The following is a 25,917-nucleotide window of genomic DNA, read 5'->3' as shown; positions in this document are numbered from 1 at the left end:
TTTCATTAGATTTTTTATTAGGTTGTGGGTTAGCGTTTGATTTTTGATTAGACATAAGACTGCGGAAATTAACGATAAGTTTACATACAACAAGGATATTACTGAATCCAGAAATTAGTTAAAAAATTTACATACAAAAATAAAAAAGAGACGTGATTATAATCATGTCTCTAAGTCGAGAAGAAACCCAATATTGTAAAAATTAAAAGTCTTATTACCTGTGATTACTATAATTAGTTAGGTTAGTTTTATACTAAATTATTCTGCTTTATCAAGTTTGTTAGATTTCTGTTGATTGATTCTGTCAATTTTTCCAATAGACTGAATAGCACCAGGTTCTGTTTTCCTTGGTTTACCGTTATTAAGTGGTTTTTGACGAGTCATAAGAATAATCTCACTGTTGGTAGAATGTTTACTACTTGAACTACAACAGTGTAAATAGCTATTCCGGAAATTACATACGGCTAAACAGACATAACCTGAGTTTGTCTAGCCGCAATTTTGAATCAAGCTATTTTTAGGCGAAGGAGGAAAAGTCCAGATTTGGGGGTACGTCTTGAATGCGTCCTGGCCCGATCGCTCGCAGTGCTTCTGGGAGTAAAATATCGCCAGTGTACAAAGCGCGTCCCACAATTGCACCTGTGACACCTTGCGCTTCTAAGGCTAACAAACTCAACAAATCAGTCACAGAACTCACACCACCAGAAGCAATTACCGGAATAGAAATAGCATTGGTAAGTTCGCGTAATGCTTCGATGTTGGGGCCACTGAGAGTTCCATCGCGGTGAATATCGGTGTAGATAATGGCTGCTGCACCTAATTCTTGCATTCGCACCGCTAGTTGGGTGGCTAAAACTTCCGAGGTTTCTAACCAACCGCGAGTTGCTACTTTACCATTACGCGCATCAATGCCGATAATTATTTGTTGGGGAAATTCTTGACAAAGTTCTTGGACTAGCTGGGGTTGTTCAACAGCGACAGTTCCCAGAATTGCCCATTGTACACCCAAGTTAAACACTTGCTGCACGCTAGAACGATCGCGCAATCCGCCACCAACTTCAATTGGTACTGATATTGCTTGAGCGATCGCTTCAATCGCTTTCAAGTTTACTACTTTACCTGCTTTTGCTCCATCTAAATCTACTAAGTGCAATCGAGTTGCACCTTGATCTACCCATTGTTGAGCAACATCAACAGGATTTTCGCTAAAAACTTGCGATTTTTCATAGTCTCCTTGATACAGTCGCACACAACGACCTTCAAGTAAATCAATTGCTGGAATTACGTCCATTTAACTTTCCTTTTAAAAAACAGGGAGTAAGGAAAAAAGTGTGAAGTTTCGGGTTCTGAGGTTGAAGTTCCAAGTTCAAAGGTCGAAGTTTCGAGTTCTGAGGTTGAAGTTTCGAGTTCTGAGGTTGAAGTTCCAAGTTCAAAGGTCAAAGTTTCGAGTTCTGAGGTTGAAGTTCCAAGTTCAAAGGTCGAAGTTTTGAGTTCTGAAGTCGAAGTTTTGAGTTCTGAAGTCGAAGTTTCGAGTTCTGAGGTTGAAGTTCCAAGTTCAAAGGTCGAAGTTTTGAGTTCTGAGGTTGAAGTTCCAAGTTCAAAGGTCGAAACCATAATATCTACTCCTGCCTCCTGCCTCCTGCCTCCTGCCTCTTGCCTTTTAATTCCTTCACAGCTTGGCGAAAACCAATTACAAGCAAGATGTTAGCTAGGGTTAAAAATACTTCAGCACCACCGTGTAGCCAATCTACATTTGCTAAAGTTTCTCCATAATGCACCTTAGCGTAAATCCCTACCGGAATGGTCACGCCCACAAATACAAGTGTGCCGTAAAATCCATATAGTGCTAAACGTGGCATTTGCTGACTACGGCTAATAAACCACAAGAAACCCAAATAGGGAAATAGAGAAAGGGCAAATAGGGTTTCTTTCGAGATCATGGTTCTGATTTAATAGATGGGACTGCAATAGTATCAGTGGGATTTTTGACAGACTTGGTGGAACGCCAAATCCACACCGCAGCTGCCCACAGGGTAAAATTACCAACTAAGGTCATGGTAGCTTGTAGCGTTACCAGCCATTCTAAAGAGTCTGCATTGTCAAAATAATGCCAAGTACAAGCACACATAGCACTAACTAAAGCTGGTAACATAGCCAGGGACAATCCCCACCAACTACGATTACCAGTGAGTTCGCCGTAAGTCCAGATTAACCAAATCGCGGCAATCCACTCAATAACGCTAGAAATATGAATAATCCAAGTGGGAATTGATAGGACGTGCATAGGAAAGTTAAAAGTCAAAAGTCAAAGGTCAAAAGTCAAGAGTTAATCGTCCTCTGATTCTCCCTTCAGTTCATCTTCCCACAAGGAAATTCATCTTTTGTCGACAAGATGGCTGACTTTCTATGAACTACTAGGAAAAAGTTGATATTCTAAAATCCAAACTCTCAATATGGGAACTATGCGGGCGTTATTGTCTGGTTATTATGGCAAAGGTAATGGTGGTGATGAAGCTTTACTGGCGACGCTTCTACAAATGTTGCCATCTCATGTCACACCTGTGGTGCTTTCTGGCAATCCAAAAGAAACGCGCGATCGCTACAATGTAGAAACTCACAACCGTATGGCTATGCTACCTGTACTGCAAGCTTTACGTTCTTGTGATGCTTTTATTTGGGGCGGTGGGAGTTTAATTCAAGATGTCACCAGTACCATTAGCCCTCTGTATTATGGGGGATTGATGACATTGGCGCAAACAATGAATTTGAAAACCATTGCTTGGGCGCAAGGTATTGGCCCTTTGGTGCGTCCGCAAACTCGTTGGTTAGCAAAACGCAACTTTGCTGGTTGTACCAAAATTAGTGTACGCGATCGCGCCAGTGCTGCTTTATTATCAGATTGGCAAATTCCCCATATCATTGCACCTGATCCGGTTTGGGCGTTACAAGGAAAATCAGTACCAGGATTAGCAGATTTACCTGCGCCAAGAGTTGCTGTAACATTGCGATCGCATCCTCAATTGACAGCAAAACGCCTAGCTAAACTCACAAAAGCATTAGTGGATTTTCAAACAGCTACCCAAGCATTTATTTTACTGTTACCATTTCAAAAAAGTGAAGATTTGGGCATTGCCCAAGCCATTCAACCTCATCTTGCAGATGTTAGTCAAATATTATGTCTGGAAGATCCACAACTGTTAAAAGGTGTATATCGTGGTGTTGAAATGGCAATTGGAATGCGATTACACAGTTTAATTATGGCTGCTGCTGAAGGTTGTCGCTGTTTTGCCCTCAGTTATGATCCCAAAGTTAATCGTTTAATGGAAGATTTAGCGATACCTGGATGGGATTTAGATAATTTACCAGATGATGCAAATATTATTAGTAAAACTTGGCTGGAACATTATGCAAATGGTGAGCCACTTTTATCAGCACAAATTCAATCTTTAATAGATCGTGCCTTAACGCACCGCGATTTGTTGAGTGAAGCTTTAAATTAAAGTTTTGAATAGTAATGAATAGAGAAAATTTTATTTATGATAGTAAGTGTGACAACTTACAAAAAGCTCTTGATATTTATACAAATGGAGGTCGAATTTTATGTGCAGTATGCGGTTCTGAATTAATCATAATTGGTTATGAAGATAAAACTTTAATCACAAAATATCAATTACAGCCTGGCATTTATTGTCCAGTTAGCTCAAAACATATATGTGCAAAATTTATTTTTGCAGATCATTTTGAAGAATTTAGACAAAAATTTGGTTATAACGAATAATTTAAGTAATTACTTATAGTTTATCTGAGATAAACAAAATAATCCTCAAAATAAAAATTATTACAAATGAGAAATAATTACTCTGAGCGATCGCTTATAAATTTAAACTAGAATAATGCTATCAAATTCTACTAATTTATTACGACTATCTCAAGGACAACTCAACTTACTAGAACGTTGTCCCCGTCAGTTTCAGCATACTTATTTAGAACAACTCAATTCTCCTTCAGATCCAGAACACGAAGAAAGACAAACTTTAGGTAGCCGCTTTCACTTGCTAATGCAGCAACAAGAAATAGGTTTACCAATCGATAGTTTATTACAAGCAGACCCGCAACTGCAAAGCTGGATGTCTGCTTTTGCCAATGCTGCACCAGAAATTGTCACACCTCTAAGACATAATCAAACCTTTCGGGACAGTGAACACTACCGCACCCTACAATTTCAAGATTATTTACTAACTGTTATTTATGATTTATTAATTGCAGATAACCAACAAGCACAAATTTTAGATTGGAAAACCTATCCAAAACCGCCAGATAAACGCAAATTAGCCCAAAATTGGCAAACACGTCTTTATATGTACGTGTTAGCTGAAACTAGCGAATATTTGCCAGAAAATATTTCTATGACTTACTGGTTTGTTCAGTCTCAAGGCAGACCACAGAATATAAAATATACTTATAATAATAGACAACATCAGCAAACAGAAAAAGACCTTAATGAACTGTTAAATTATCTGTCTAATTGGCTAAAACTTTACCAAAATGGTCAACCATTTCCGCAAATAATTGAAAGTAGTAAAGCTTGCGATTACTGTCAGTTTGCTATTCGTTGTCAACGCACACCATCAACTGAAGGTAACATCACATCTCCACTTCCAACTATTGATAGTATTCAAGAAGTCTCTCTTTAAATAATAATTACTATATGGGTTTAGACTCAGCAATTAGCACTTTGGTCTATAACTAAGTACATTATATTTAGCATATTTTTAAAATCTCATGTTTTGAATATTAAATTATGACTAACTTTGACGAAAGCGATTCAATTTATGTTCGTGAATTAGGCATTGATGATATCGCTCCCATATACCATTTGGGCGAAGAATTATTTACAAGCGATTTATATCCATATCTATACCGTACTTGGGATGAATGGGAAGTAATAGGACTTTATAATACAGATCCAGAATATTGCTTAGTAGCTGAAACAAATGGAGAACTAGCAGGATTTATTTTAGGAACTATTATTACTAAAGCCTCTTGGACTTATGGTTATATTTTGTGGCTAGGCGTTAACCCAAAATATCAGCGTCAAGGCGTAGCAGACAAATTAGTTGATAAAGTCGTTGCTCGGATGATTGAAGATGGGGCAAGATTCATGTTAGTAGATACTGATCCCACCAATGTAGCCGCAGTGAAATTTTTTAATCGTAAAGGATTTGGTAACATCAGGCAACATATTTTCTTGTCGATGAATTTAAGTAAACATCCGCATTATGGCAGACTAATTGATTACGAACATCAAAAAGCAGAAAGAGCAGGTTACAGGCGATCGCGTCCGACAATTCGTCCAAGAAAATCGGACGGTATTGCTAATGAATTAGTCCTCAATCCTTTAGTAAATGAACCTATAAAAACTGAAGAATAAAAATAACAAATGACTAATGACCAAACACAGTGGCTTTTAGCACCAACTGAACAACCACCAGATTGGTTTATTGCCGCAGTAAACCCTTACATACCTGCATCAAGTGGATTATATGCTGCACAATTATTGTGGCAAAGAGGTATCAAAGATATTCAACAACTAGCAGCTTTTGTTAACTATCAAACCTATCAACCTGCTAGTCCTTTTGAATTTGGATCAGAAATGCACCTAGCAATAGAAAGATTACAGCAAGCACGTAATACTAGTGAAAAAGTTGCTATTTGGGGAGATTTTGATGCTGATGGTATCACTTCCACTGCCGTGTTATGGGACGGGTTGGGGCAATTTTTTCAGCAACATACACAGTTAACTTATTACATTCCCAATCGCCTCAGAGAATCTCACGGACTGAATAATTCAGGAATTGAGAATTTAGCAAAACAAAATTTTAAATTAATAGTTACTTGTGATACGGGTAGCACAAATATTGATGAAATTATTTATGCCAAACAGTTAGGTATAGATGTTATTGTTACTGACCATCACACCTTACCCGCCCAACGTCCACCAGTTACAGCAATTATTAACCCCCGTTATTTACCAAGCGAACATCCGTTATTTCATCTTTCTGGGGTAGCAGTAGCTTACAAGTTGGTAGAAGCACTTTATCAAACTCTGCCCAATGTACCGCAAGATGCGCTAGAAAATTTATTAGATTTAGTAGCAGTGGGGTTAATTGCCGACTTGGTACAACTCAAGGGAGATTGTCGGTATTTAGCGCAATTGGGAATTCAACGCTTACAAACAGACTTTAAACAACCACCAACAGCGCGACGCAGGCCAGGTGTAGGGCGATTATTAGAATTGTGCCAAAAAAGTGGCGATCGCCCCACAGATATTTCCTTTGGTTTAGGGCCGCGCATCAACGCAGTCAGCCGCATTCAAGGCGATGCAAGTTTTTGTGTAGAATTATTGACCAGCCGTGATGCCAAACACTGCAATCAATTGGCTGAAGAGACAGAACTTGCCAACACTCGCCGCAAGTCATTACAAAAAGATGTGCAAACCCAAGTAGCTCAAAAACTCACCCAATTAGATTTATCAACTACCAGCGTCATCGTTCTCGAAGATCCCCAATGGCCAGTCGGCGTGTTAGGTTTAGTCGCCGGACAAGTAGCCCAAGAAACAGGCCGTCCCACAATTTTGTTAAGCACAGAAGAGAGTTTGGATAACTCCACTCCTCTAGCCCGTGGTTCAGCCCGTTCCATCAATTCTGTTGATTTATATCAACTAGTCAAAGACCAAGCACATTTATTACATCGTTTTGGCGGACATCCCTATGCTGCGGGTTTGAGTCTACCAGTAGAAAATATACCTTTATTTACCCAAGCAATTAATCAGCAGTTGCGGCAATCTTTGGGTAGTACAGAATTGATGCCTACAGTTCAAGCAGATTTAAAAGTTACCGTAGCAGACTTAAGCAAAGAATTATTTTTAGAACTGAAACTGCTAGAACCTTGCGGTATGGGAAACCCAGTCCCAAAACTACTCATCCAAAACTGCTGGTTTGAAAACGCTTGGCATCGCAATCAGCAAGACTGGCAAGGAAAAAAAGTACAGTACATTAAAACAGATTTTGACATTCGGGATGAATCAACTAAAAATCCTTTTCCAGGTGTGTGGTGGGGACATTATAAAGATGAATTACCTATAGGTAAATCTGATTGCATAGTCGAGCTAGATTACAACAGTTTCAAAAAACGCTATGAAATTAGATTAATCGCCGTCCGCCCCAGTGCTAACTCAGAACTCAATCAACAATATTCAACACAAATTCTCGACTGGCGCAACCAAGAATACTCAGTACTTCCCACATCCCACTCACCACTCATCCTCGAAGAATGCCCTACTAGCTGGGATGAAGTACGCATTTGGTGGCAACGTTCTCTTTACAATCATCAAAAATTAGCCCTGGCTTGGTCTAAACCTCACCTACAACCACCCCAAGAAATTTGGCAGACTCTAGTTGGCATAGCTAAATATCTGAGTCGTACACAACAACTAGTTACCCGCACACAACTACTAGCAAAATTAAGCATAGGCAACCAAAGCTTACTGTTAGGCATCAAAGCTTTAAAATATTGGGGATTTATCGTCACAAGACAAGACCGTTCTTTACAAATTAGCCAAAATCCCCAAACAATTTCCGCCAACCTAGCGGATGCAGCCGTCACTCAATTTTTAGCCGCAGTCAGCGAAGAACAATTTCAGCAACAGTATTTTTCTGAAGTACCTTTATCTACTATTGTGGCGATCGTTAATAGACCTTTTCATTTCTAAATCATAGATAGTGCTAATTACACCCATAGAATTTTTAAATTTTAACGATTCACACTAGCTTATACGCTCATCATACTAATAGTGCATATATCCTTAATAAATAACTTGATGTATAGGAAATTTACCTCATATCTGAGCATTTGCTGAGTTAAATGTAGTTGTTATGGGGAAAAACTTTTGATAGTTTTTAGGGGTCAAGGAGGTGCAACCAATGTCCCCATCTAATTTGTTAACCTTAACACAACTTTATATATAGTTCTCAAAGCTAGATTTATCCGAGTTTTTTCCTAATCAAAGCTTCACATAAATTTCGGTAAATTTAGCAAGCCGAGAACCAAAAACTACGAGTTAGAAATAATGTAGCAATCTTGCGTTTATCCAGTTTGAGAAGATAATTTCCCAATTTCCCATGACAACAAAACTATTCCAAACTCTAGCAGCAGCTACCACATTAGCAGGTATCGTAGCCACCGCAGGCGCAGCAAATGCAGCTTCACTCTCTTACTCTACTCAATACCAATACAAACCTACAGATGAAGCAGCATCAGCTGATGGTTACTATAAAACAGATATCGACGATACAATCAGCGTTCAAAAGTTCAACTCAAAACTAGGTACTCTCAAAAGTGTAACGATAGATTTTCTCGGTAACTTGAAGGGAGATGCGAATTTTAACAACACAGGCAACAAAGCTACTAATGTTCTGGTCAATTTTGCAGGTAATTTGAGATTGGAACTACCAGAAGGTGTAGAGCGCTTTAACATCAGCCCAACACAGTCTTATAATTATACCGTCGCTGCCAAATCTAGCAAGCAAGTTAATGGGCTGAGTGCTACTCTAGCACAAACAAAAACAATCGATAGTACCGACGAATTTTTCCAATATTTTCTTGGCGCAGGAACAGCAGACTTTAAGTTCTTTGCAGATGCAACCTCAAGTGTTAAAGGTTCAGGTAATTTTTCCTATGGCATTAATACATACGCTGCCGCAGGTTTAACTGTCACCTACGAATACGATCCCAAAGCTGTACCCGAACCTTCTGCTGCAATTGGTCTTGGTTTAGTAGCAGGAATTGGTTTAATGTCCCAACGCAAAAAAAGCTGGCTCAAAGCGTCTAACTAATTGGTTGAAATGGATGATTTTTCTCACCTGATTTAATCTACTACCAATTAAATACCAAAAAGCACATTTCATAGTTACAAAGGTGTGCATTTGTTAGACTGCTCTTCATGCCGATTATTACTGTCAAAATCATATTTGATTTAACTGTGAAAAACCTGGACAATAAGTCTGGGTTTTTTATTTTGGGGTAAGAGTGCAGAATACAGAAGTCAGAATTAATTAGAGTTTGATCATCAGTACTATGAGAATAGGAAAATCTTGATCTAGGAGACTCCCGATTTATTCATGATTCTGACTTTTGAGTAATAAATTCTTACATTTTAGTTGACAATTGCAACGCCTAGACTGAATCATCTTGTGCCAATGCCTGCTACCCTCATACTGGAAGTTCACAGGTTAAAAATTTACATATATGGCATCGCCTGAAAATCAAGCTCTACCTACACAAGATATTAAGTTACTAGTTTTAGATATAGATGGTACGATCGCAGGAAAATCTAATTCCTTAAGCAAACCTGTCAAACAAGCGATCGCCGCAGCCCAAGCTAAAGGAATTCATGTCGCAATTGCTACTGGGCGTATGTATCGTTCCGCCTTACGCTTCCACCAAGAAATTGGCTCTAACCTGCCATTAGCAGCTTATCAAGGAGCCTGGATTCAAGACCCAAACAACCAGAAAATACATCGTCATTTGCCTATAGCTCAAGAACTAGCCCACCAACTACTAGACTATTTTGAACAACCCCAGTGGCGATCGCTTCTTTCTATCCACTTTTACGTTAATGATGAACTTTATGTGCGGGAGTTAACCAGAGAAACCAAAATTTATGCACAACGATCTGGAATTACCCCAATTGCTGTGGGTGATTTGCGCCAAATCTTAATTGAACATGAACCAACAAAAATTCTAGCTTTGTGTGATGACACAGAAGCGATTGATCTGTTACTGGGAAATTTGCGCTGTCAGTACACACCCGCAGAACTTTACCTAACAACTTCTGTTGCTACCTTTTTTGAAGCCACAAATCCTGCTGTCAACAAAGGGGCGGCTGTACGTTATTTTGCAGAAGAACTTCTAGGTTTACAAAGAAACAATGTGATGGCTATTGGTGATAACTTTAATGATGTAGAAATGTTGGAATATGCTGGGATTGGTGTAGCGATGGGTAATGCACCAAAAAACGTGCAAGCTATCGCTCAGTGGATAGCTCCTAGTGTAGAAAAAGATGGAGCCGCGATCGCAATCAAAAAATTTCTACTCTCTTAAAGATTGCTATTTAAGCTTTTGTACATCATGAAATCAGAAAGAACACCGACGACTGGCCGTGTTTCGTCTCGGTGTTCTTGCTGGTTCGCTCCTCACACAACTGAAAGTATAGTCGAACTACTTTCATGGGTCAATAGCTACGATAAAAATTGTTATATTTCTTGTCAGAAACACTACTGATTGAATACCACGCTTATTTCTAACAAAATCGCGTAGCTGTTTCTGGAAAATTCAACTTTATAACTTCAATAAATTATTGAGTCATGCCAGTTTTTGTATGTGTATCAAGATTTTGGTGAATTGGGATAACTCCTTTGAATTTGTGAGTTTTAGGCAACGATAAAAGTTCACAGTTCCCACGGAGCAGTAACTCCTAGTTTTTCTACTAGCAAAAATCTCAACAAATGTTGAGTAATGATCACCAAACCTAACCGAGCTTGAGCTAGTTCAGGTGAATAAATTTTTACATCACCCCAAATGCGGCACTGACACCAGAAGTTTTCTAGCGCTTGACTCAACTTCAAAGCTGCTTTTTGCCAGTTAATTGCATCACTATTACTCGCACATGCCAAGTTGTCCACTACTTGTACTAACTGAGCAAGTAAATCTTTCTCAGTTGAGAGATTGAGCCAAAGTTGCTTGTCATGATTCAACCAAGGTATTGGCTGTTGAGGTAATAGCTGCCCAAATGCAGGATGATTATCTGGTAAAGGTTCCCTCAGTTTGATTAATCCCTCTCGATGACCTAGCAATATTAATGAACAACAGCGTGCATGGGAGTATTGAACAACAAAAATATTTGCAGGGTTGTGGTCTTTAAATTTTGAGTTTATTTTTTCTGTTCCCATCTTTCCGTCTTGTCCCAAGCATCCCATCACCAGGTGTTGTAACCAAGTTGCCAAAAAAGGAGGAGTTAATTCTAAATAAATCCAACCGGGTGGAACAATTTTGACCTGACAAACGTCGCCACTGGTCGCCGATAATTTAGATCTGATACTATCGGCTATATCCATAGCGGTGCAATTATGAGATTTTGATAACTGCTGTGCCACTCCTGAGATATACAAAATTTTGCTGTTATCTCTATCTTTATATAGATGATTTTTTTTAAATTCTATGAACTGCTTTTTTTCTACCTGTGTACTTTCACTTAGTGTATTAAACAACAAGGCATATAGTAACTGCTTAATTGACGAATAATTGCTGATTATTGACTGACTCTGCACTAAATACGATAAGAATATCTTTTGATTATTTCTCTAACAGTGGCTTGTCATCTTTCTTTAGATATAAGTTTTATCTATATAAAGGAAAATGAGAAGAGCATAAAATTTAATAAATATTCTATGAATAGTAAGTAAACTTTACTACCATCATTGTACAGTAAGAAGTATAACAAAAGAGTAGGGGCGAAATTGCTTTCTACTCTTTGGATGGCTGGCGCTGTTAGGCGTTAAGCCTACCCGTCAACACAAAGACACTCCTTGCACCTTGTTTTATAACGTCTTTGTCTTCAGCCGAACGCTCTTTGTTACCTATGCAATCTCCATCCTCCTTTTCTGAGGCATCACGCCCTTTTTTGACTTGGCAACGTATTCTTGATTGGGCTCAAGAACACTATCGTTGCCGCACCTTTAGCAAAGATGAGCGCATTCCAGCTAGACCTGGATTGCTGTATTTGGTGCAAAGAGGTGCGATCCGTATGGTAGGTACTGCTCAAGTTAGTGCTACTGCCAGTCAGCTAACATCTCGACGCATTAACAGAACTCCAGAAGAAGCCTTCTTGGGTTTTGTGGGAGCAGGACAACCATTTGAAATTGTGGCTCAGTCACCATTCACCCTCCAGGCATACGCGCACGTTGACCAAACTGCGGTGTTATGGATGTACTGGCACGATTTAGATAATTGGCCTCACTTCCGGCGCGAAGTTATGGATGCCTTTAGGTATCAGCATCAACGTAAATTGTTGTGGCTGAGTGCTTTAGGCCAACGACGCACAATTGACCGACTTTTAGGATTCCTCACATTATTGATTGAGGAATATGGTGAACCGGCGATGAGTGAAACTGATCCCGATGTGATTCGAGGCTATTGTTTGCCTTTCCCTCTAACTCATGCCCAAATTGGTAGCGCGATTGGCTCTACTCGTGTAACTGTTACCCGCTTAATGGGCAAATTGCGTCAAAGAGGTTTAATCCTCACTCAAGGAGATAATCTCATTTGCTTGCCAGCAGAATCAATTAATAGAGCCAGCTAAGACGCTTTTAGAGTTCCTGTCATGGCATCTATGAGAACTTGACCCCGATCAGTCATCAGTAAGTTGGCGCAGCAACACCTCCTTACTGTTGTGTTTGACCAATCTGTTTGACCACCACAAACAGATTGTGCGTAATCGGGTGGTTTCTAGATAAAAAAGCCTCTGTGTGAAGTTTGTTTCTTGTACAAGATATTCACAAGGCAAAAATAATAGTTCTTGGTAGAGAACTTATTAATTATCTTGTTTGCCTTTCAACAGCAGGAACTAAATTGAACCATAAAGATAATGCTTGTTTAAGGCAAAAGCGTAGTAGATTCCAGTAATAAAGATCAGCCAACTTTATCTAAAGTTTGGGTGGTCTTGAAAAAACTCACAATTAGAGTCGAAAGTATTGATTACCCAAGACTTTTTCAGTGCAATTGTCTATCTTGTTGTTATCAGTGGTGCAGTGGAAATACAGTTGATTCACACAATTGGAGCCTAACCCTAGGCTCCAATTGTCAATTTTGCCTGTACGTAGCAAAGTACTGAACATAAATTTACTCGGTTTGAGAAAAAAGTTGCAAACGGCGTTAAATTTAGTATGTTTCAGACTTTTAATAATCAACATAGAGGATGTTTGGAAAGTATTAAAGGAATCAATTAAGCAAGTCTTTTAAGCATTAACCGAATCATTGCGACCTGTACAAATGTTTCATGGGTCTGTGGTAAGATTTCGTAGTCTTTACTTAACCGACGACACCAATTAAACCAACCAAAACTACGCTCCACAACCCAACGTCTTGGTAGAAGAACAAACCCTTTAGCCGCAGTCGGCCGACGTACAACTTCTAAAATCCATCGATAGGTGTCCATAACCCATTTCATAAACCCCTCACCTTGATACCCAGCATCAACCCAAATACAAACTAACCGTGTCAGGCGATGGCTAATCTGTTTGCTTGCTTTCGCAAATAATTTTCTTGCCCCAGCCTGGTCAGATTCATACGCTGATGTAACTACGACCATCAACACCAATCCAAGAGTGTCCACGAGAAAATGACGTTTACGTCCTTTGACTAACTTGCCTGAATCAAAACCAACGTCTTGTGACACCATTGTTCCACTCTCTATAGACTGACAATCAATGATTGCTGCGCTGGGGTTGGGTTCACGCTCTTCACAGACTCGTACCCATTGTTGGAGTTTATGGTTCATTTTGTCCCATGTCCCATCCAAACGCCATTTGCGAAAGTAATAGTAGACGGTTTGCCAGTTTGGAAAATCATGTGGTAGCATCCGCCACGCACAACCTGCACACAAAATGTAGAAAATCGCGTTCATGACTGCCCGTAGGTCAACACAACGAGGACGACAAGCTGGGTTTTCTTGTGGGAGCAGAGTTGACAGTAATTCCCATTGTTCCGAGGTGAGGTCACTTGGGTATGATTTAAACATGGCTCAATTAACGCTGTCGCTTTTTTATCTACTGACAGAATATTGTTACTTGAGCTTTTTTTGACTTTTCAAACATCCTCATAGACCTAATTTATGCTTGGACTGCGATAAATCGCCAATCTTGATTAGCGCAGTCTGACAAATCCGGCTTTAGCAATTAATTCTTGACCTTGATTTGTGAGCAGCAAATTGGCGTAAGCTTCTCCGGCTTGCTGATCACTTTGTCCATTTTGTTTCACAATGACAAATAAACGTCTGGTGATGGGATATTCACCAGTTTGAAATGCTTCTGTATTCAGTTGGTTACGCTGTTGCGGGCATTTTTCTAAGGGAATATAAGGTTTTTTGTAAGGTTCAACAAATTTGTCTGGCTGTCGTCCTAGTGGTAAAGCCTTGATGCTACACTGTCCAACTACTTCTGGTGCTGAGGCATAGTAAATTGCACCAGGGTTTTTGGCTATTTCTTTTAAGGCATTAGTTGTAGTATCAATAAATTGCACATTGCTACCAAATTTTTCTCCACCTAGAACGTTCTCATCAAAAAACTCGATAGTTCCGCTGTCTTCTGGACGGCGAGAGTATGGGGTTATTGGTAGCTTTGTTCCGCCTAATTGCTCCCAATTAGTAATTTTACCTGTGTAGATATCTTTTAGCTGGGCGAGGGTTAATCCAGGCAGATTGAGATTCGGGTGAACAGCGATCGCAATTCCGTCAATTGCTACTGGAACAGCTTTGATTGTAAATCCCAATTGTTTTGCTTGTTCGTTTTCTTCTGGTTTCAAGGCGCGGGAAGACTGAGAAAATGCTAACTGATTACCTAGTAGCATCTTAATTCCTGTACCAGAACCGGGTGCAGCTTCTATCGGCTCGGTGTAGCGTAGTTGAAATCTAGGCCAAACAATTTTTACTGCTGAATCTACTTGTTGACGGATGGGGGCCCAAGTAGTACTACCCCCATAACTAAATAATCCTGTGGGAACATTGGGTACTTGGGAAAAAGTATCAGTACTTGGTGTGTCTACCCGTGTTCTATTAAAATAACCAGCTTTTATGCCATAGCTGTGAGAAAACCACCACAACAAACCACCCACTAGTCCCAAGGTGATTGCTAGTGTTAGAACCAAAACTTTAGTTTCGTTAGTTCTATGTTGTTGCGTCATAGTTGGTTGTATGGTTTTTTTCCCTTGAAAGTAATTTCTCATTTTATGGGTAACTCTAGGTTAAAGTTTCGTTAAACTCTAATTCTCTAGGTACAATTATTTTGGTACGAAATATGCTACACAATACCTCGATCTAATTCCTGAAATTACTGGCTGTAGGTGACAAGTAGAAATGTGCTTGGTTTTATTTAAAACATCATAGATAAAAATCTATATACAAGTCGAAATAGTGTTGTAACGGCAATAGCTATTAAACTGCCAGCAAGTCCTAGTATGACTATTTGTTGAATATCCATTCCTGCTTGCAAGGAAGGAATGAAAAGAACGATCGCAAAGGTAATTGCTGCAACAATTAACAAATTTGTGGTTTTAATCCAGCGTCGAGTTTGAGCAAAAATGATGACACCCAAAATCACCATTGTGATCATCACAACGATTATGGGTAATGGGATGAGGCTAAATAGAGCGATCGCAATTAATGCACTTTCAAAGCCGCTAACAGCTGCCCCTGATAATAACTCCCTAGTAGAAAAAGCGAAATTTGAATGTATTACCTGGGGTTGAGGTGGTGTGTTTCCCAGAGTTGTTGGGGGTATGAACTGAGGAAAAAGGTCTTTTAACACCTCCTCTGCTGATTGAAAGCGTTGACTGACCGCAGGCAAAAGCATTTTATCTAAAACATCAGCTAGGTGGGGGTTAATATTCACATGCGATCGCCATGTCCACTGGTTAATCAATGGGTCGAATAACTGTGTGGCTGGTTCACCTGTGAGCAAGGTAACAGCAGTCACAGCCAAAGCATATAAATCGGTGCAGGGAAATACTTGATTCCCAGTCATTTGTTCTGGGGGTGCAAATCCGGCTGAATAAATTCCTGTGGATGCGGCAACCGCACCTGTTGCGACATTTGTGACTTGCTTAACTGCACCAAAATCCAAGAGAAATAGTTTCCCATCTTGGCGGCGCATGATATTAGAAGGCTTGATATCTCGATGAATAATACTTTTATCATGGACAAACTTGAGTACTGTCAGGATTTCTTGCAACACATATAAAATTTCTGCTTCAGAAAATTTACCCTTTTGCGTTAGTTCTTCCTCAAGATTTAGCCCATCAATATATTCTTGTACTAAGTAAAAAAACTGTTCTTCGTGATTTGGCTGATTAAAGCCAGGAACAGTAATTTGAAAAAAAGCGTATAGTTCTGGTATTTGTTCGTGTTCTCTGCCAATTTCGGCTAAGACATCTGCTTCTCTTTCAAATAGTTGTTGGGCGATTCGCAGTTGATTGGCACTGATGTTTTCCGCAGGTTGGAACTGTTTGACTACACAGGCACGAATTCCTGGAATACGGCGATCGCGTGCAAGAAAGGCGGAAGCAAATCCTCCCCGACCCAGCAATTTGGTGGACATGTATCTACCATCAAGGATGAGTGGCATTCCGCAGGTAGCACAGTATTTTTGCTGCGCTGTTTTTAAGGTTGTCGCTTCATCTAGGTCGGCAAAATAGTTTTTCGGGCGGGGGCAGCGTGGACGGGTGCAGTAAGCTTCCATGTTAGTTTTGAGTCAATAGTCCACAGTTAGTAGTCAATAGCCTGTAGCCCTTAACTAGTGACTATTGACTATTGACAAGTATCAGCCCTCGTCAGAGGAACTGGGTGTTGCTACATCTAATGTATTAACTACTAGCTTTTTTTCTGATAATTTTATCAGGTCTTGGTTCCATCCTGGAGTAGCAAACTGCGGCAAAATTTCTTGACTAAATGCCTCCGCTGCTTTGGATCTATACCGATTGGGATTAAAAATCAGCCACAGTGTGCGTTTAACGATCACTCCTTCAATGGGGGAGCAGTGTAGCACACCCATTTGTAATTCTTTAGCGATCGCTGATGTCGAAACGAAGGCAGCCCCTAAGCCTGATTGCACAGCATTTTTGATGGCTTCTATGGAGTTGAGTTCCATTTCTATCTTAAAACGTCTGGTATCAATCTCGCAGCGTGCTAGTACTTGATCGATGACCTTGCGAATAGTTGATTGTGAATCTAAAGCGATGAATTGTAATTTATATAGGTCGTCTTTTTGAATTGTTTCAAGTTTGGCAAAGGGATGAAAGACTGGCAAAATCAGTGCCAGTTCATCTTCTGCATAAGGAATAATTTCCAAAGATTCTGCTAATTCACCTGGAATTTCACCACCGATAATTGCTAAATCAACTTGTCCATTGGCTACACTCCAAGCCGTCCGCCGAGTCGAGTGAACGTGCAATTGCACTGCCACATCGGGATATTTTTGGCGAAACATCCCAATCATTCTGGGCAATAAATAAGTCCCAGTGGTTTGAGAAGCGCCAACAATTAATGTACCGCCTTGGAGATTTTGCAAATCTTCAATAGCGCGACAGGTTTCTTGACACAAACTGAGGATTTTTTCGCCGTAACTTAAAAGTAGATGCCCTGCTTCGGTTAATTGTGCGCGACGGCCACCACGGTCAAATAAGGGAACATCTAGTTGCCGTTCCAGATTCTGCACTTGCAAACTAACGGCAGGTTGGGAGACATACAGGCTATCAGCAGCACGCTTGAAGCTCCCTTCTACAGCGATCGCTTTTAGGATACGTAACTGATCTAAAGTGAAAGGAAGGTCAGACATAAGGCTCAACCCACAAACTTTGAAAGGAGCAACTTTGGCAATAAATCCGATTTCATCACGAAAAAGTGAGAGATGATTTATTGCATCTTAAAACTTGAAGACTTGACTCGAAAAAGACAGTAATATTGCATCTTTGCTCAAGTCCCCTGTTGAATACTTTGTGTTATTGGTTGTACTGTATTAACTTTTGTTTAAATAACTTCACCCATGTCTACGATGCCCGATCCTTGGTTTACTCCCAGTCATTTTGTCATGTTGGGGTTACAATTTGCTTTTGCGATCGCCCACAGCGGCGGGGCTGCTCTACGTCCATTGGCTGAGAAGCACATAGGAGCAAGGCTTTATCGCATTTTATTTGCATTAGTTAGTTTACCGTTGGCTGTCATCTTAATTATTTACTTTTTTAACCACCGCTATGATGGCTGGCAAATTTGGCAGGTACAGGGATTACCAGGGGTAAAGGCTGTCGTTTGGGTGTTGTCAGCAATTTCGTTTTTGTTTTTGTATCCTGCCACCTTCAATCTACTAGAAATTGCGGCTATTCAAAAGCCCCAAGTCCATCTGTACGAAACGGGGATTATCCGAATTACCCGTCATCCCCAAATGGTAGGACAAGTTATTTGGTGTATTGCCCATAGTCTGTGGTTAGGAACTAGCTTTACCCTCGTAACATCTCTGGGATTGGTATTACATCACTTATTTGGAGTTTGGCATGGCGATCGCCGTTTATCCCAACGTTACGGCGAAGCTTTTGAACTTGTGAAACAAAGAACTTCCATCATTCCCTTTAAAGCAATTATTGATGGTCGTCAATCTATCTTATGGCAGGAATTTATCCGTCCGGCTTATTTAGGAGTAGTAATTTTTGTAGCTCTGCTGTGGTGGTCACATCCACTGTTGATAATAGGAACTAGTAAGATAGGATGGTGATTTTTGCTGATCCCCACTATCAACAAAAAATCTGAGTCAATAGAAACTTCCACTTATCAATTGCTCCCAAATCAATGTAGGATCAAATCAACTAGTAGTCAGTGGGGGTAAACTTAGCCAGTTTGATCTTCATATAGTGGTAAGTCGCTGATCAAATACTTTGGTTGAGAATTTAATGGCACAGTATTTTCAACGCCCTCTATCACAGAGGCAATCAGGAGTTAAAAAATCAAAATGCCACTGTGACAATCGCGCTGGCTTTTTTATCAGAGTTAAAATCAAAGCAGAAGAAATTTTTGAATCATCTTAATCCTGAATGCTTATTCATAGGTAGGTGCTGACTAAGTTGCCAATTCTCCCTGCTGATAGCTAGTTTGATATTAAAACCTTATAATTTTCGAGGCGTCATGGTGTTGTCGGTTAGTGAGCGGACATTTACTCAAGAAGTTTTAGAATCTCCAGTACCTGTTTTAGTGAATTTTGAAGCACCCTGGTGCGGCTTATGCCGCATTATCCACCCTTTATTGTTGCAATTTAAATCTCAATGTGGGGAGCAAATTAAATTGGTGGGAGTTAATGCTGATGAAAACTTCAAACTATCCAACACATATCGTCTCAAGTCACTACCCACTTTACTTTTAGTAGAAAACGGAATTATCCGACATCGCCTAGAAGGTTTTCGTGGCAGAGACGATTTACGTCTGGCGTTAGAAGAAATCAAACTCACCTATACCAACCGTTCTAAAACATACAACCATCCCCAAACGGCAGATTTAGAATGTCGTACAGCATAATATAAGTCAATAGTCAATAGATAATAATTTTGATTGTTAACTATGGACTTTTGGCTAAATCTAAAACCATGCTTAATTACCCCACCCAATCACCCTTGGGTGGGGTATTTTATCATCAGGGGTGTGTGTCACAATTATTAACAGTTCCGACCTGGACAGATGCTTGCGGAGGACAGCCGCCGCAAAACTGTCCTAAGCTAGTCAAGAATTCTAAAATTACGCGTCAGTGATGGAAGCAATCTATGAATATGCCTGGCTGATTCCGGTGTTCCCTTTATTAGGGGCAATGCTGGTCGGTTTGGGATTAATTTCGATAAATCAGGTGACTAACCGCCTGCGGCAACTCAACGCTGTGTTGATTATCTCCTTGATGGGAGCAGCGATGGGTTTGTCCTTTGCCTTGCTATGGAGTCAAATTCAAGGACACCCGACTTATCTCCGTACCTTGGAATGGGCAGCAGCGGGAAATTTCCACCTGAGCATGGGCTACACTATTGACCATCTAACCGCCCTCATGCTGGTAATTGTGACAACCGTAGCCTTTCTAGTCATGGTTTACACCGATGGCTACATGGCACATGATCCAGGATATGTAAGGTTTTACGCTTATCTGAGCTTATTCGGTTCCTCAATGTTGGGTCTGGTGGTCAGCCCCAACCTAGTGCAAATTTATATATTCTGGGAACTGGTGGGGATGTGTTCCTACTTGCTGGTCGGCTTCTGGTACGATCGCAAGTCAGCGGCAGATGCCTGTCAAAAAGCATTTGTGACCAACCGCGTCGGTGACTTTGGCTTATTACTCGGTATTTTGGGACTGTTTTGGGCAACCGGCAGCTTTGATTTTCATATCATGGGCGACCGCCTCGCCCAACTAGTGCAATCAGGGACAATCAGCAATTTCCTTGCCGTTCTGTTTGCGATTTTAGTCTTCCTCGGCCCAGTGGCGAAATCGGCGCAATTCCCTCTCCATGTCTGGCTACCAGACGCGATGGAAGGCCCGACACCCATTTCTGCCTTAATCCACGCCGCCACAATGGTGGCTGCGGGTGTGTTCCTGGTTGCTCGGATGTACCCTGTTTTTGAACACGTTCCTGCTGCTATGAACGTCATTGCCTTTACTGGGGCATTTACGGCATTTTTAGGGGCAACCATTGCGATTACGCAAAACGACATCAAAAAAGGCTTGGCATACTCCACCATCTCCCAATTAGGTTACATGGTGATGGCGATGGGAGTAGGCGCTTACAGTGCTGGTTTATTCCACCTGATGACTCACGCTTACTTCAAGGCGATGCTGTTCTTAGGTTCCGGTTCTGTAATTCACGGTATGGAAGGAGTTGTCGGTCATGACCCCGCTTTAGCCCAGGATATGCGGCTGATGGGCAAACTGCGGAAATATATGCCCGTCACAGCTACAACCTTCTTGATTGGTTGCTTGGCAATCTCCGGGATGCCTCCTTTTGCCGGCTTTTGGTCAAAAGATGAAATTCTCGGCAAGGCATTTGAGGCCAATCCATTTCTGTGGATCATTGGCTGGCTAACTGCTGGGATTACAGCTTTCTATATGTTCAGAATGTATTTCATGACATTTGAAGGCAAATTCCGGGGCAACGACGAGAAAATCAAAGACAAGCTAAAAAAAGCATCGACAATCATTCTCGAACTACAAGCCGCAGAACCAGCCCCGAATTTTGGCCCTGGGGCAATGAAACACGGTGAACTAGCTGCCACAGGAGACCATCATGGTTCTCATGGTCATCACAGCGATTCTCCCCATGAATCACCGTGGACAATGACCTTGCCATTAGTAGTGCTGGCTGTGCCTTCGATTTTGATTGGTTTGGTGGGAACTCCCTTTGCCAATTACTTTGAGGAATTTATTTACTCACCCAACGAAACTCTCAGCGAAGTTCTCGAAAAAGCCGCCGAGTTTGACCCGACGGAATTTTATATTATGGCGGGGGCTTCAGTGGGGATTTCCTTGATTGGGATTACCTTAGCTTCCTTGATGTATTTGCGCGGGAAAATTGACCCAGCTGCGATCGCAGCTAAAATCAAACCGCTGTACGAGCTATCACTCAACAAGTGGTACTTTGATGACATTTACCATCGCGTCTTCGTCCTTGGTTTACGTCGTGTAGCTAGACAAGTGATGGAAGTTGACTTCCGCGTTGTTGATGGTGCTGTTAACTTGACAGGATTTTTTACCCTAGTCAGCGGCGAAGGTCTGAAATATTTAGAAAACGGTCGCGTTCAATTCTATGCCTTGATTGTGTTTGGTGCAGTTTTGGGCTTAGTGATCGTTTTTGGTATCACCTAACCGAGTGCTGAGTATTGAGTAGAAAGAGAATTCGCAATTAGCAAGCAGTACCGCAGACACTATCTTGACTCAGCACTTTTAACTCAGAACTCAGCACTTTCAAAGATGAAGGCTAGGGTATAGGTTGACCCACCTTCATCTTTCTTTATATTCATTAAATCAACCTAACAAGGAATGCCAAATCTTCAAAAAGCTGCTAGTTAATAGCTAGGGCTTCCTTGAAAAACATGATTTTGATTGCAGATAAATTGTGATGAATACAGCTAATTTCCCGTGGCTGACGACGATTATCCTATTTCCGATTGCGGCATCACTCCTGATTCCGATCATCCCTGATAAAGATGGTAAAACCGTGCGCTGGTATTCCCTGATTATTGGGCTACTAGACTTCGCACTGATTGTCTACGCCTTTTATACCGGGTATGACTTCTCCAATCCAGATTTGCAGCTGTTTGAAAGTTATGCCTGGGTACCACAACTAGATTTGAAGTGGTCAGTAGGGGCAGATGGCTTATCCATGCCCCTAATTCTTTTGACTGGATTCATTACTACCCTGGCAATTTTGGCAGCATGGCCTGTAACCCTCAAGCCCAGGCTATTTTACTTTTTGATTTTGGCGATGTATGGCGGACAGATTGCTGTCTTCGCCGTGCAGGATATGCTGCTGTTTTTCTTGGTGTGGGAACTGGAATTGATTCCGGTTTACCTGCTGCTGGCGATTTGGGGTGGTAAAAAGCGGCAATACGCAGCGACAAAGTTTATTTTGTACACTGCTGGCGGTTCGCTGTTTATTTTAGTCGGCGCGTTGACGATGGCCTTTTATGGCGATACAGTCACCTTTGATATGCGATCGCTCGCTCTCAAAGATTACGCCCTCAATTTCGAGTTGTTATTGTATGCTGGCTTTTTGATTGCCTACGCCGTCAAATTGCCAATTATTCCCTTGCATACCTGGCTACCCGATGCCCACGGTGAAGCAACAGCACCTGTACACATGTTACTGGCAGGTATTCTTCTGAAAATGGGCGGTTATGCCTTGGTGCGGATGAATGCCCAAATGTTGCCTGATGCCCATGCTTATTTCGCCCCTGTGCTGGTAATTTTAGGGGTGGTGAACATTATCTACGCTGCTCTGACATCCTTTGCCCAGCGCAACCTCAAGCGAAAAATTGCTTACTCCTCAATATCGCACATGGGCTTTGTCCTCATCGGTCTCGCCTCCTTTACCGATTTGGGATTGAGTGGAGCAGTTTTACAAATGGTGTCTCACGGCTTAATTGGGGCAAGTTTATTCTTCCTGGTCGGTGCAACTTACGATCGCACACACACCCTGATGTTAGATGAAATGGGTGGTGTTGGTAAGCGAATGCAGAAAATTTTCGCTATGTTTACTACCTGTTCAATGGCTTCTTTAGCATTGCCAGGCATGAGTGGTTTCGTAGCAGAATTGATGATATTTGTGGGTTTTGCCACTAGCGATGCTTATAGCTCTACCTTCAAGGTTATCGTGGTGTTTTTGATGGCAGTTGGTGTAATTTTAACGCCAATTTATTTGCTATCAATGTTGCGGGAAATTTTCTACGGTAAAGAAAACGAAGAATTAGTTTCTCACCAGAAACTTATCGATGCCGAACCCCGTGAAGTCTTTATCATTGCTTGTTTGTTAGTACCAATTATTGGTATTGGTTTCTATCCCAAATTGCTCACTCAAATTTACGACGCTACAACCGTACAATTGACAGCAAGATTGCGTGATTCTGTACCAACGTTGGCACAGGAAAAAGAAGCAGCACCAAAGCTTTCATTGAATGCGCCAACAATTGGGAATTAGACAAGTATTGTTAAGTTCGATTTATGTTTTTGAGGGCGGGTTTTATACTCGCCTTTTTTATTCAAGCTAAGATATTAACTATTGAGAATTATTATATGGGAATCCGCTTTGATTACTAAAATGATTTGCGTAGGAAGGGAATAGGGAACAGATAAGAAGGGATAAAAGTGTACTGAGTTTTTTCTTCAAATCAAATATGAGTCATATATAATCTGATTCATCCAAGAGATATTTTGTTATAAAGTTACTTATTATCTAACCTGTGGGAAGTAGCTGACGTGTCTATGCGTCATTTGTTATTCGTTGATTATTTTTGGCACTTCATGTCATATTCTCCATAAAAACGCAGTATTAATTTACATTATTAAAACTTTGCGATATCTACACATATCAAAATTACATTATTTTCTAAAATCTTTCTAGAAATAGCATCTACTAAGACCAGTCATGTTAAACTACAACCCGTTACACTGTTTGCCGTCTTCCGAAGAGCTACCAGACTCAGAGGATATACCTGTGGATAATGAACTACAAGATTTAATTCCCAGTTTGCTGAAAGCGACACTGGCGTTTGTATGGTCAGAACGCTGGGATTGGTTTTTTGGCGTTAATATGGGGATCTATTACGACCCGAAAAAAGCGGCGATCGCTCCTGATGGATTTCTCAGTGTAGGAGTGAAGCGCTTTATTGATGGTGACTTACGCCTGAGTTATGTTATGTGGGAAGAAAAACAGCCCCCAATTTTAGCACTAGAGGTTGTTTCTCAACTCAGTCATGACGAATACAGTACCAAAAAAGAATTTTACGCCAAAGAATTAGGAGTTTTATACTACGTTATTTACAAACCCTTACGAAAGAAAAAGCCACATCTGGAAGTTTATCAATTAATAGATGGTGAATATATCCTTATGTCAGGAAATCCCATTTGGCTACCAGAAATTAATTTAGGAATTGGTAGCGAAATAGGACTTTATCAAGGTATTGCACGGGAATGGTTGTATTGGTATGACGAGCAAGGACAAAGGTTCCCTACTCCAGAAGAACGTATCCAAGAAATAGAAGAACAGTTATATGTTGAGCGACAACTACGTATCCAAACAGAACACAAAATGCAGCTACTTGCAGAACAATTAAAAGCTTTAGGTGTAGAACCCGAAAATTTAGCCTGAAGATTGTTATTCAATCTCTCGTAATTGCAAGCCATTTTCCTCAAGAACCCTGTTGAGAAACGTGGCTTGTGATATTTTTTGTGCAAGGTGGTGAATTAACCTGCTAATACCATTTTAGATTTTGGATTGGGAATTGCTGTCTGCGCCTGAGTTGTGTCAATCTATTTGTCTCAATTATTTGGTGAATTGGTATAACGAGGGAATTCTATATAGCGATCGCGCTACCATCTCTCTAAGATTGTTGACTACCTCAACAGACAACTCACCCTCTGCTACTAAAGCCTTGAATATCATCAAAATGCGATCGCCTCATTTCCCAAATTTTCGATCTAGTACAGTGCGCTCGCTCTTTTATGATACTTATGTATTATTTATGCTAACTTACAAACTAAAACCTAGTTTAAGCAGATTTCTGCTGTACAAATCTAGAAAATGCTAATTTTCTGAAATCTTGTTATAACAGTTTTACTATTTTCGATCAGCAGTTACAGCCGTAAACAGATGGAATAAAAAAGTCAATAAGTCTAAATACTGTAGCTATAAGTTGTTGATTTAGTCAAATTTGTATGAATTCGGAATTACCAATTATTACTAGCGATCGCCTACTATTACGCATTGCCATCAAAGAAGATATTCCCCAAATATTAAAATATTTTCGGGAAAACAAAGCTTATCTGACTCCATTTTATCCTCAATGGGTAGATGATTTTTTTACAGAGGAGTATTGGGAATATCAACTAGAAAATACATTTTTAGAATTCATTCATGACCAATCTTTAAAACTATTTATTTTTTCTAAAAAAAATCCTAAACTCATCGTCGGAACTATTAATTTTAATAATTTTATTCGGGGAGCCGCCCATTTTTGCTATGTAGGTTATGGCTTGGCAGAAAATGAACAAGGTAAAGGCTACATGACAGAAGCACTAAAAGAGGCAATTCAATATGTATTTGATGATTTAAATTTTCATCGCATTATGGCAAATTATATGCCACATAATCAACGTAGCGGTAATGTGCTAAAACGACTGGGATTTGTCGTGGAAGGATATGCTAGAGACTATTTATTAATTAATGGTAAATGGCAAGACCATATTCTCACAAGTCTGATTAATCCTCATTGGCAAGCGGGGCAAGACTAATTTATGCCAATTATGGTTATAGCAATCCTAAATATTAAATTGATGACATAGATAAAAGACTATACCT

The 25,917-nt window shown here is 40.4% G+C and carries 24 protein-coding genes; 14 read left to right on the top strand and 10 right to left on the bottom strand.

Features of this window, described 5'->3' with window-relative positions; all coding sequences use genetic code 11:
* Nucleotides 1–258: 258 nt before the first annotated feature.
* The 5 genes from NCWK1_RS30425 to NCWK1_RS15950 all read right to left on the bottom strand — a co-directional run bounded on the left by NCWK1_RS30425 (nt 259) and on the right by NCWK1_RS15950 (nt 2,284).
* Nucleotides 259–384, bottom strand: a complete 126-nt coding sequence (locus NCWK1_RS30425; RefSeq protein WP_281259127.1) for a hypothetical protein — start codon at nt 382–384, stop codon at nt 259–261.
* 133 nt (nt 385–517) lie between these two features.
* Nucleotides 518–1,291 (bottom strand): 1-(5-phosphoribosyl)-5-[(5-phosphoribosylamino)methylideneamino]imidazole-4-carboxamide isomerase, encoded by a 774-nt coding sequence (gene hisA, locus NCWK1_RS15965; RefSeq protein ID WP_103125383.1) that lies wholly within the window; start codon nt 1,289–1,291, stop codon nt 518–520.
* Complete coding sequence (locus NCWK1_RS29625) at nt 1,282–1,614, bottom strand: hypothetical protein (protein WP_187308161.1); 333 nt, start codon at nt 1,612–1,614, stop codon at nt 1,282–1,284. Before NCWK1_RS29625 ends, hisA begins: the two co-directional genes overlap by 10 nt.
* A 5-nt stretch (nt 1,615–1,619) precedes the next feature.
* Nucleotides 1,620–1,940 (bottom strand): DUF3593 domain-containing protein, encoded by a 321-nt coding sequence (locus NCWK1_RS15955; protein WP_096576866.1) that lies wholly within the window; start codon nt 1,938–1,940, stop codon nt 1,620–1,622.
* Complete coding sequence (locus NCWK1_RS15950) at nt 1,937–2,284, bottom strand: DUF2499 domain-containing protein (RefSeq protein ID WP_096576864.1); 348 nt, start codon at nt 2,282–2,284, stop codon at nt 1,937–1,939. Before NCWK1_RS15950 ends, NCWK1_RS15955 begins: the two co-directional genes overlap by 4 nt.
* 178 nt (nt 2,285–2,462) lie before the next feature.
* Between NCWK1_RS15950 and csaB the strand changes: the two genes are divergently transcribed.
* The 7 genes from csaB to NCWK1_RS15915 all read left to right on the top strand — a co-directional run bounded on the left by csaB (nt 2,463) and on the right by NCWK1_RS15915 (nt 10,161).
* Complete coding sequence (gene csaB, locus NCWK1_RS15945) at nt 2,463–3,500, top strand: polysaccharide pyruvyl transferase CsaB (protein ID WP_103125382.1); 1,038 nt, start codon at nt 2,463–2,465, stop codon at nt 3,498–3,500.
* Nucleotides 3,501–3,514: 14 nt separating this feature from the next.
* Nucleotides 3,515–3,778 carry a hypothetical protein gene (locus tag NCWK1_RS15940; RefSeq protein ID WP_103125381.1) on the top strand — a complete coding sequence of 88 codons (264 nt, stop codon included), beginning with the start codon at nt 3,515–3,517 and terminating at the stop codon, nt 3,776–3,778.
* A 115-nt stretch (nt 3,779–3,893) separates the two neighbouring features.
* Nucleotides 3,894–4,694, top strand: a complete 801-nt coding sequence (locus tag NCWK1_RS15935; RefSeq protein WP_103125380.1) for a PD-(D/E)XK nuclease family protein — start codon at nt 3,894–3,896, stop codon at nt 4,692–4,694.
* 107 nt (nt 4,695–4,801) lie between these two features.
* Nucleotides 4,802–5,431, top strand: a complete 630-nt coding sequence (locus NCWK1_RS15930; protein ID WP_103125379.1) for a GNAT family N-acetyltransferase — start codon at nt 4,802–4,804, stop codon at nt 5,429–5,431.
* A 9-nt stretch (nt 5,432–5,440) separates the two neighbouring features.
* Entirely contained in the window at nt 5,441–7,771 is a 2,331-nt protein-coding gene (gene recJ / locus NCWK1_RS15925) for a single-stranded-DNA-specific exonuclease RecJ (RefSeq protein WP_103125378.1), read from the top strand.
* Between the two features lie 409 nt (nt 7,772–8,180).
* Complete coding sequence (locus tag NCWK1_RS15920) at nt 8,181–8,894, top strand: choice-of-anchor E domain-containing protein (protein WP_096576854.1); 714 nt, start codon at nt 8,181–8,183, stop codon at nt 8,892–8,894.
* 412 nt (nt 8,895–9,306) lie between these two features.
* Entirely contained in the window at nt 9,307–10,161 is an 855-nt protein-coding gene (locus NCWK1_RS15915; protein ID WP_096576852.1) for a Cof-type HAD-IIB family hydrolase, read from the top strand.
* A gap of 347 nt (nt 10,162–10,508) precedes the next feature.
* Here NCWK1_RS15915 and NCWK1_RS15910 read toward each other — a convergent pair whose 3' ends face one another.
* Nucleotides 10,509–11,213, bottom strand: coding sequence for a glutamate acetyltransferase (locus NCWK1_RS15910; RefSeq protein WP_340641205.1), 705 nt, complete (start codon nt 11,211–11,213; stop codon nt 10,509–10,511).
* A 485-nt stretch (nt 11,214–11,698) separates the two neighbouring features.
* On the opposite strand from NCWK1_RS15910, the gene NCWK1_RS15905 reads away from it, so the two are divergent.
* Nucleotides 11,699–12,418 carry a Crp/Fnr family transcriptional regulator gene (locus NCWK1_RS15905; RefSeq protein WP_015114387.1) on the top strand — a complete coding sequence of 240 codons (720 nt, stop codon included), beginning with the start codon at nt 11,699–11,701 and terminating at the stop codon, nt 12,416–12,418.
* Nucleotides 12,419–13,060: 642 nt separating this feature from the next.
* Here NCWK1_RS15905 and NCWK1_RS15900 read toward each other — a convergent pair.
* The 4 genes from NCWK1_RS15900 to NCWK1_RS15885 all read right to left on the bottom strand — a co-directional run bounded on the left by NCWK1_RS15900 (nt 13,061) and on the right by NCWK1_RS15885 (nt 17,663).
* The gene (locus NCWK1_RS15900) at nt 13,061–13,855 is read right to left on the bottom strand and encodes an IS5 family transposase (protein WP_096576542.1); all 795 of its coding nucleotides are present in this window, start codon (nt 13,853–13,855) and stop codon (nt 13,061–13,063) included.
* 125 nt (nt 13,856–13,980) lie between these two features.
* Entirely contained in the window at nt 13,981–15,057 is a 1,077-nt protein-coding gene (locus NCWK1_RS15895; protein ID WP_245894911.1) for a PstS family phosphate ABC transporter substrate-binding protein, read from the bottom strand.
* A gap of 146 nt (nt 15,058–15,203) precedes the next feature.
* On the bottom strand, nt 15,204–16,568 hold the full coding sequence (locus NCWK1_RS15890; protein WP_103125377.1) for a serine/threonine-protein kinase: 1,365 nt from the start codon (nt 16,566–16,568) through the stop codon (nt 15,204–15,206).
* 81 nt (nt 16,569–16,649) lie between these two features.
* Nucleotides 16,650–17,663 carry a LysR family transcriptional regulator gene (locus NCWK1_RS15885; RefSeq protein ID WP_096576846.1) on the bottom strand — a complete coding sequence of 338 codons (1,014 nt, stop codon included), beginning with the start codon at nt 17,661–17,663 and terminating at the stop codon, nt 16,650–16,652.
* A gap of 216 nt (nt 17,664–17,879) precedes the next feature.
* On the opposite strand from NCWK1_RS15885, the gene NCWK1_RS15880 reads away from it, so the two are divergent.
* The 6 genes from NCWK1_RS15880 to NCWK1_RS15855 all read left to right on the top strand — a co-directional run bounded on the left by NCWK1_RS15880 (nt 17,880) and on the right by NCWK1_RS15855 (nt 25,850).
* Nucleotides 17,880–18,593 carry an NnrU family protein gene (locus tag NCWK1_RS15880; RefSeq protein ID WP_103125376.1) on the top strand — a complete coding sequence of 238 codons (714 nt, stop codon included), beginning with the start codon at nt 17,880–17,882 and terminating at the stop codon, nt 18,591–18,593.
* 407 nt (nt 18,594–19,000) lie between these two features.
* On the top strand, nt 19,001–19,387 hold the full coding sequence (locus tag NCWK1_RS15875; protein WP_096576842.1) for a thioredoxin family protein: 387 nt from the start codon (nt 19,001–19,003) through the stop codon (nt 19,385–19,387).
* Nucleotides 19,388–19,616: 229 nt separating this feature from the next.
* Nucleotides 19,617–21,707, top strand: a complete 2,091-nt coding sequence (locus tag NCWK1_RS15870; RefSeq protein WP_103125375.1) for an NAD(P)H-quinone oxidoreductase subunit 5 — start codon at nt 19,617–19,619, stop codon at nt 21,705–21,707.
* Between the two features lie 253 nt (nt 21,708–21,960).
* Nucleotides 21,961–23,538 carry a photosynthetic/respiratory NAD(P)H-quinone oxidoreductase subunit D1 gene (gene ndhD1, locus NCWK1_RS15865; protein WP_103125374.1) on the top strand — a complete coding sequence of 526 codons (1,578 nt, stop codon included), beginning with the start codon at nt 21,961–21,963 and terminating at the stop codon, nt 23,536–23,538.
* A 447-nt stretch (nt 23,539–23,985) separates the two neighbouring features.
* Nucleotides 23,986–24,708 carry a Uma2 family endonuclease gene (locus tag NCWK1_RS15860; RefSeq protein WP_103125373.1) on the top strand — a complete coding sequence of 241 codons (723 nt, stop codon included), beginning with the start codon at nt 23,986–23,988 and terminating at the stop codon, nt 24,706–24,708.
* A gap of 566 nt (nt 24,709–25,274) precedes the next feature.
* On the top strand, nt 25,275–25,850 hold the full coding sequence (locus NCWK1_RS15855) for a GNAT family N-acetyltransferase (protein ID WP_103125372.1): 576 nt from the start codon (nt 25,275–25,277) through the stop codon (nt 25,848–25,850).
* Nucleotides 25,851–25,917 lie beyond the last annotated feature (67 nt).

Source organism: Nostoc cycadae WK-1 (assembly GCF_002897135.1).
GTDB lineage: Bacteria > Cyanobacteriota > Cyanobacteriia > Cyanobacteriales > Nostocaceae > Nostoc_B.
This window is presented reverse-complemented; position numbering and strand designations above follow the sequence as displayed.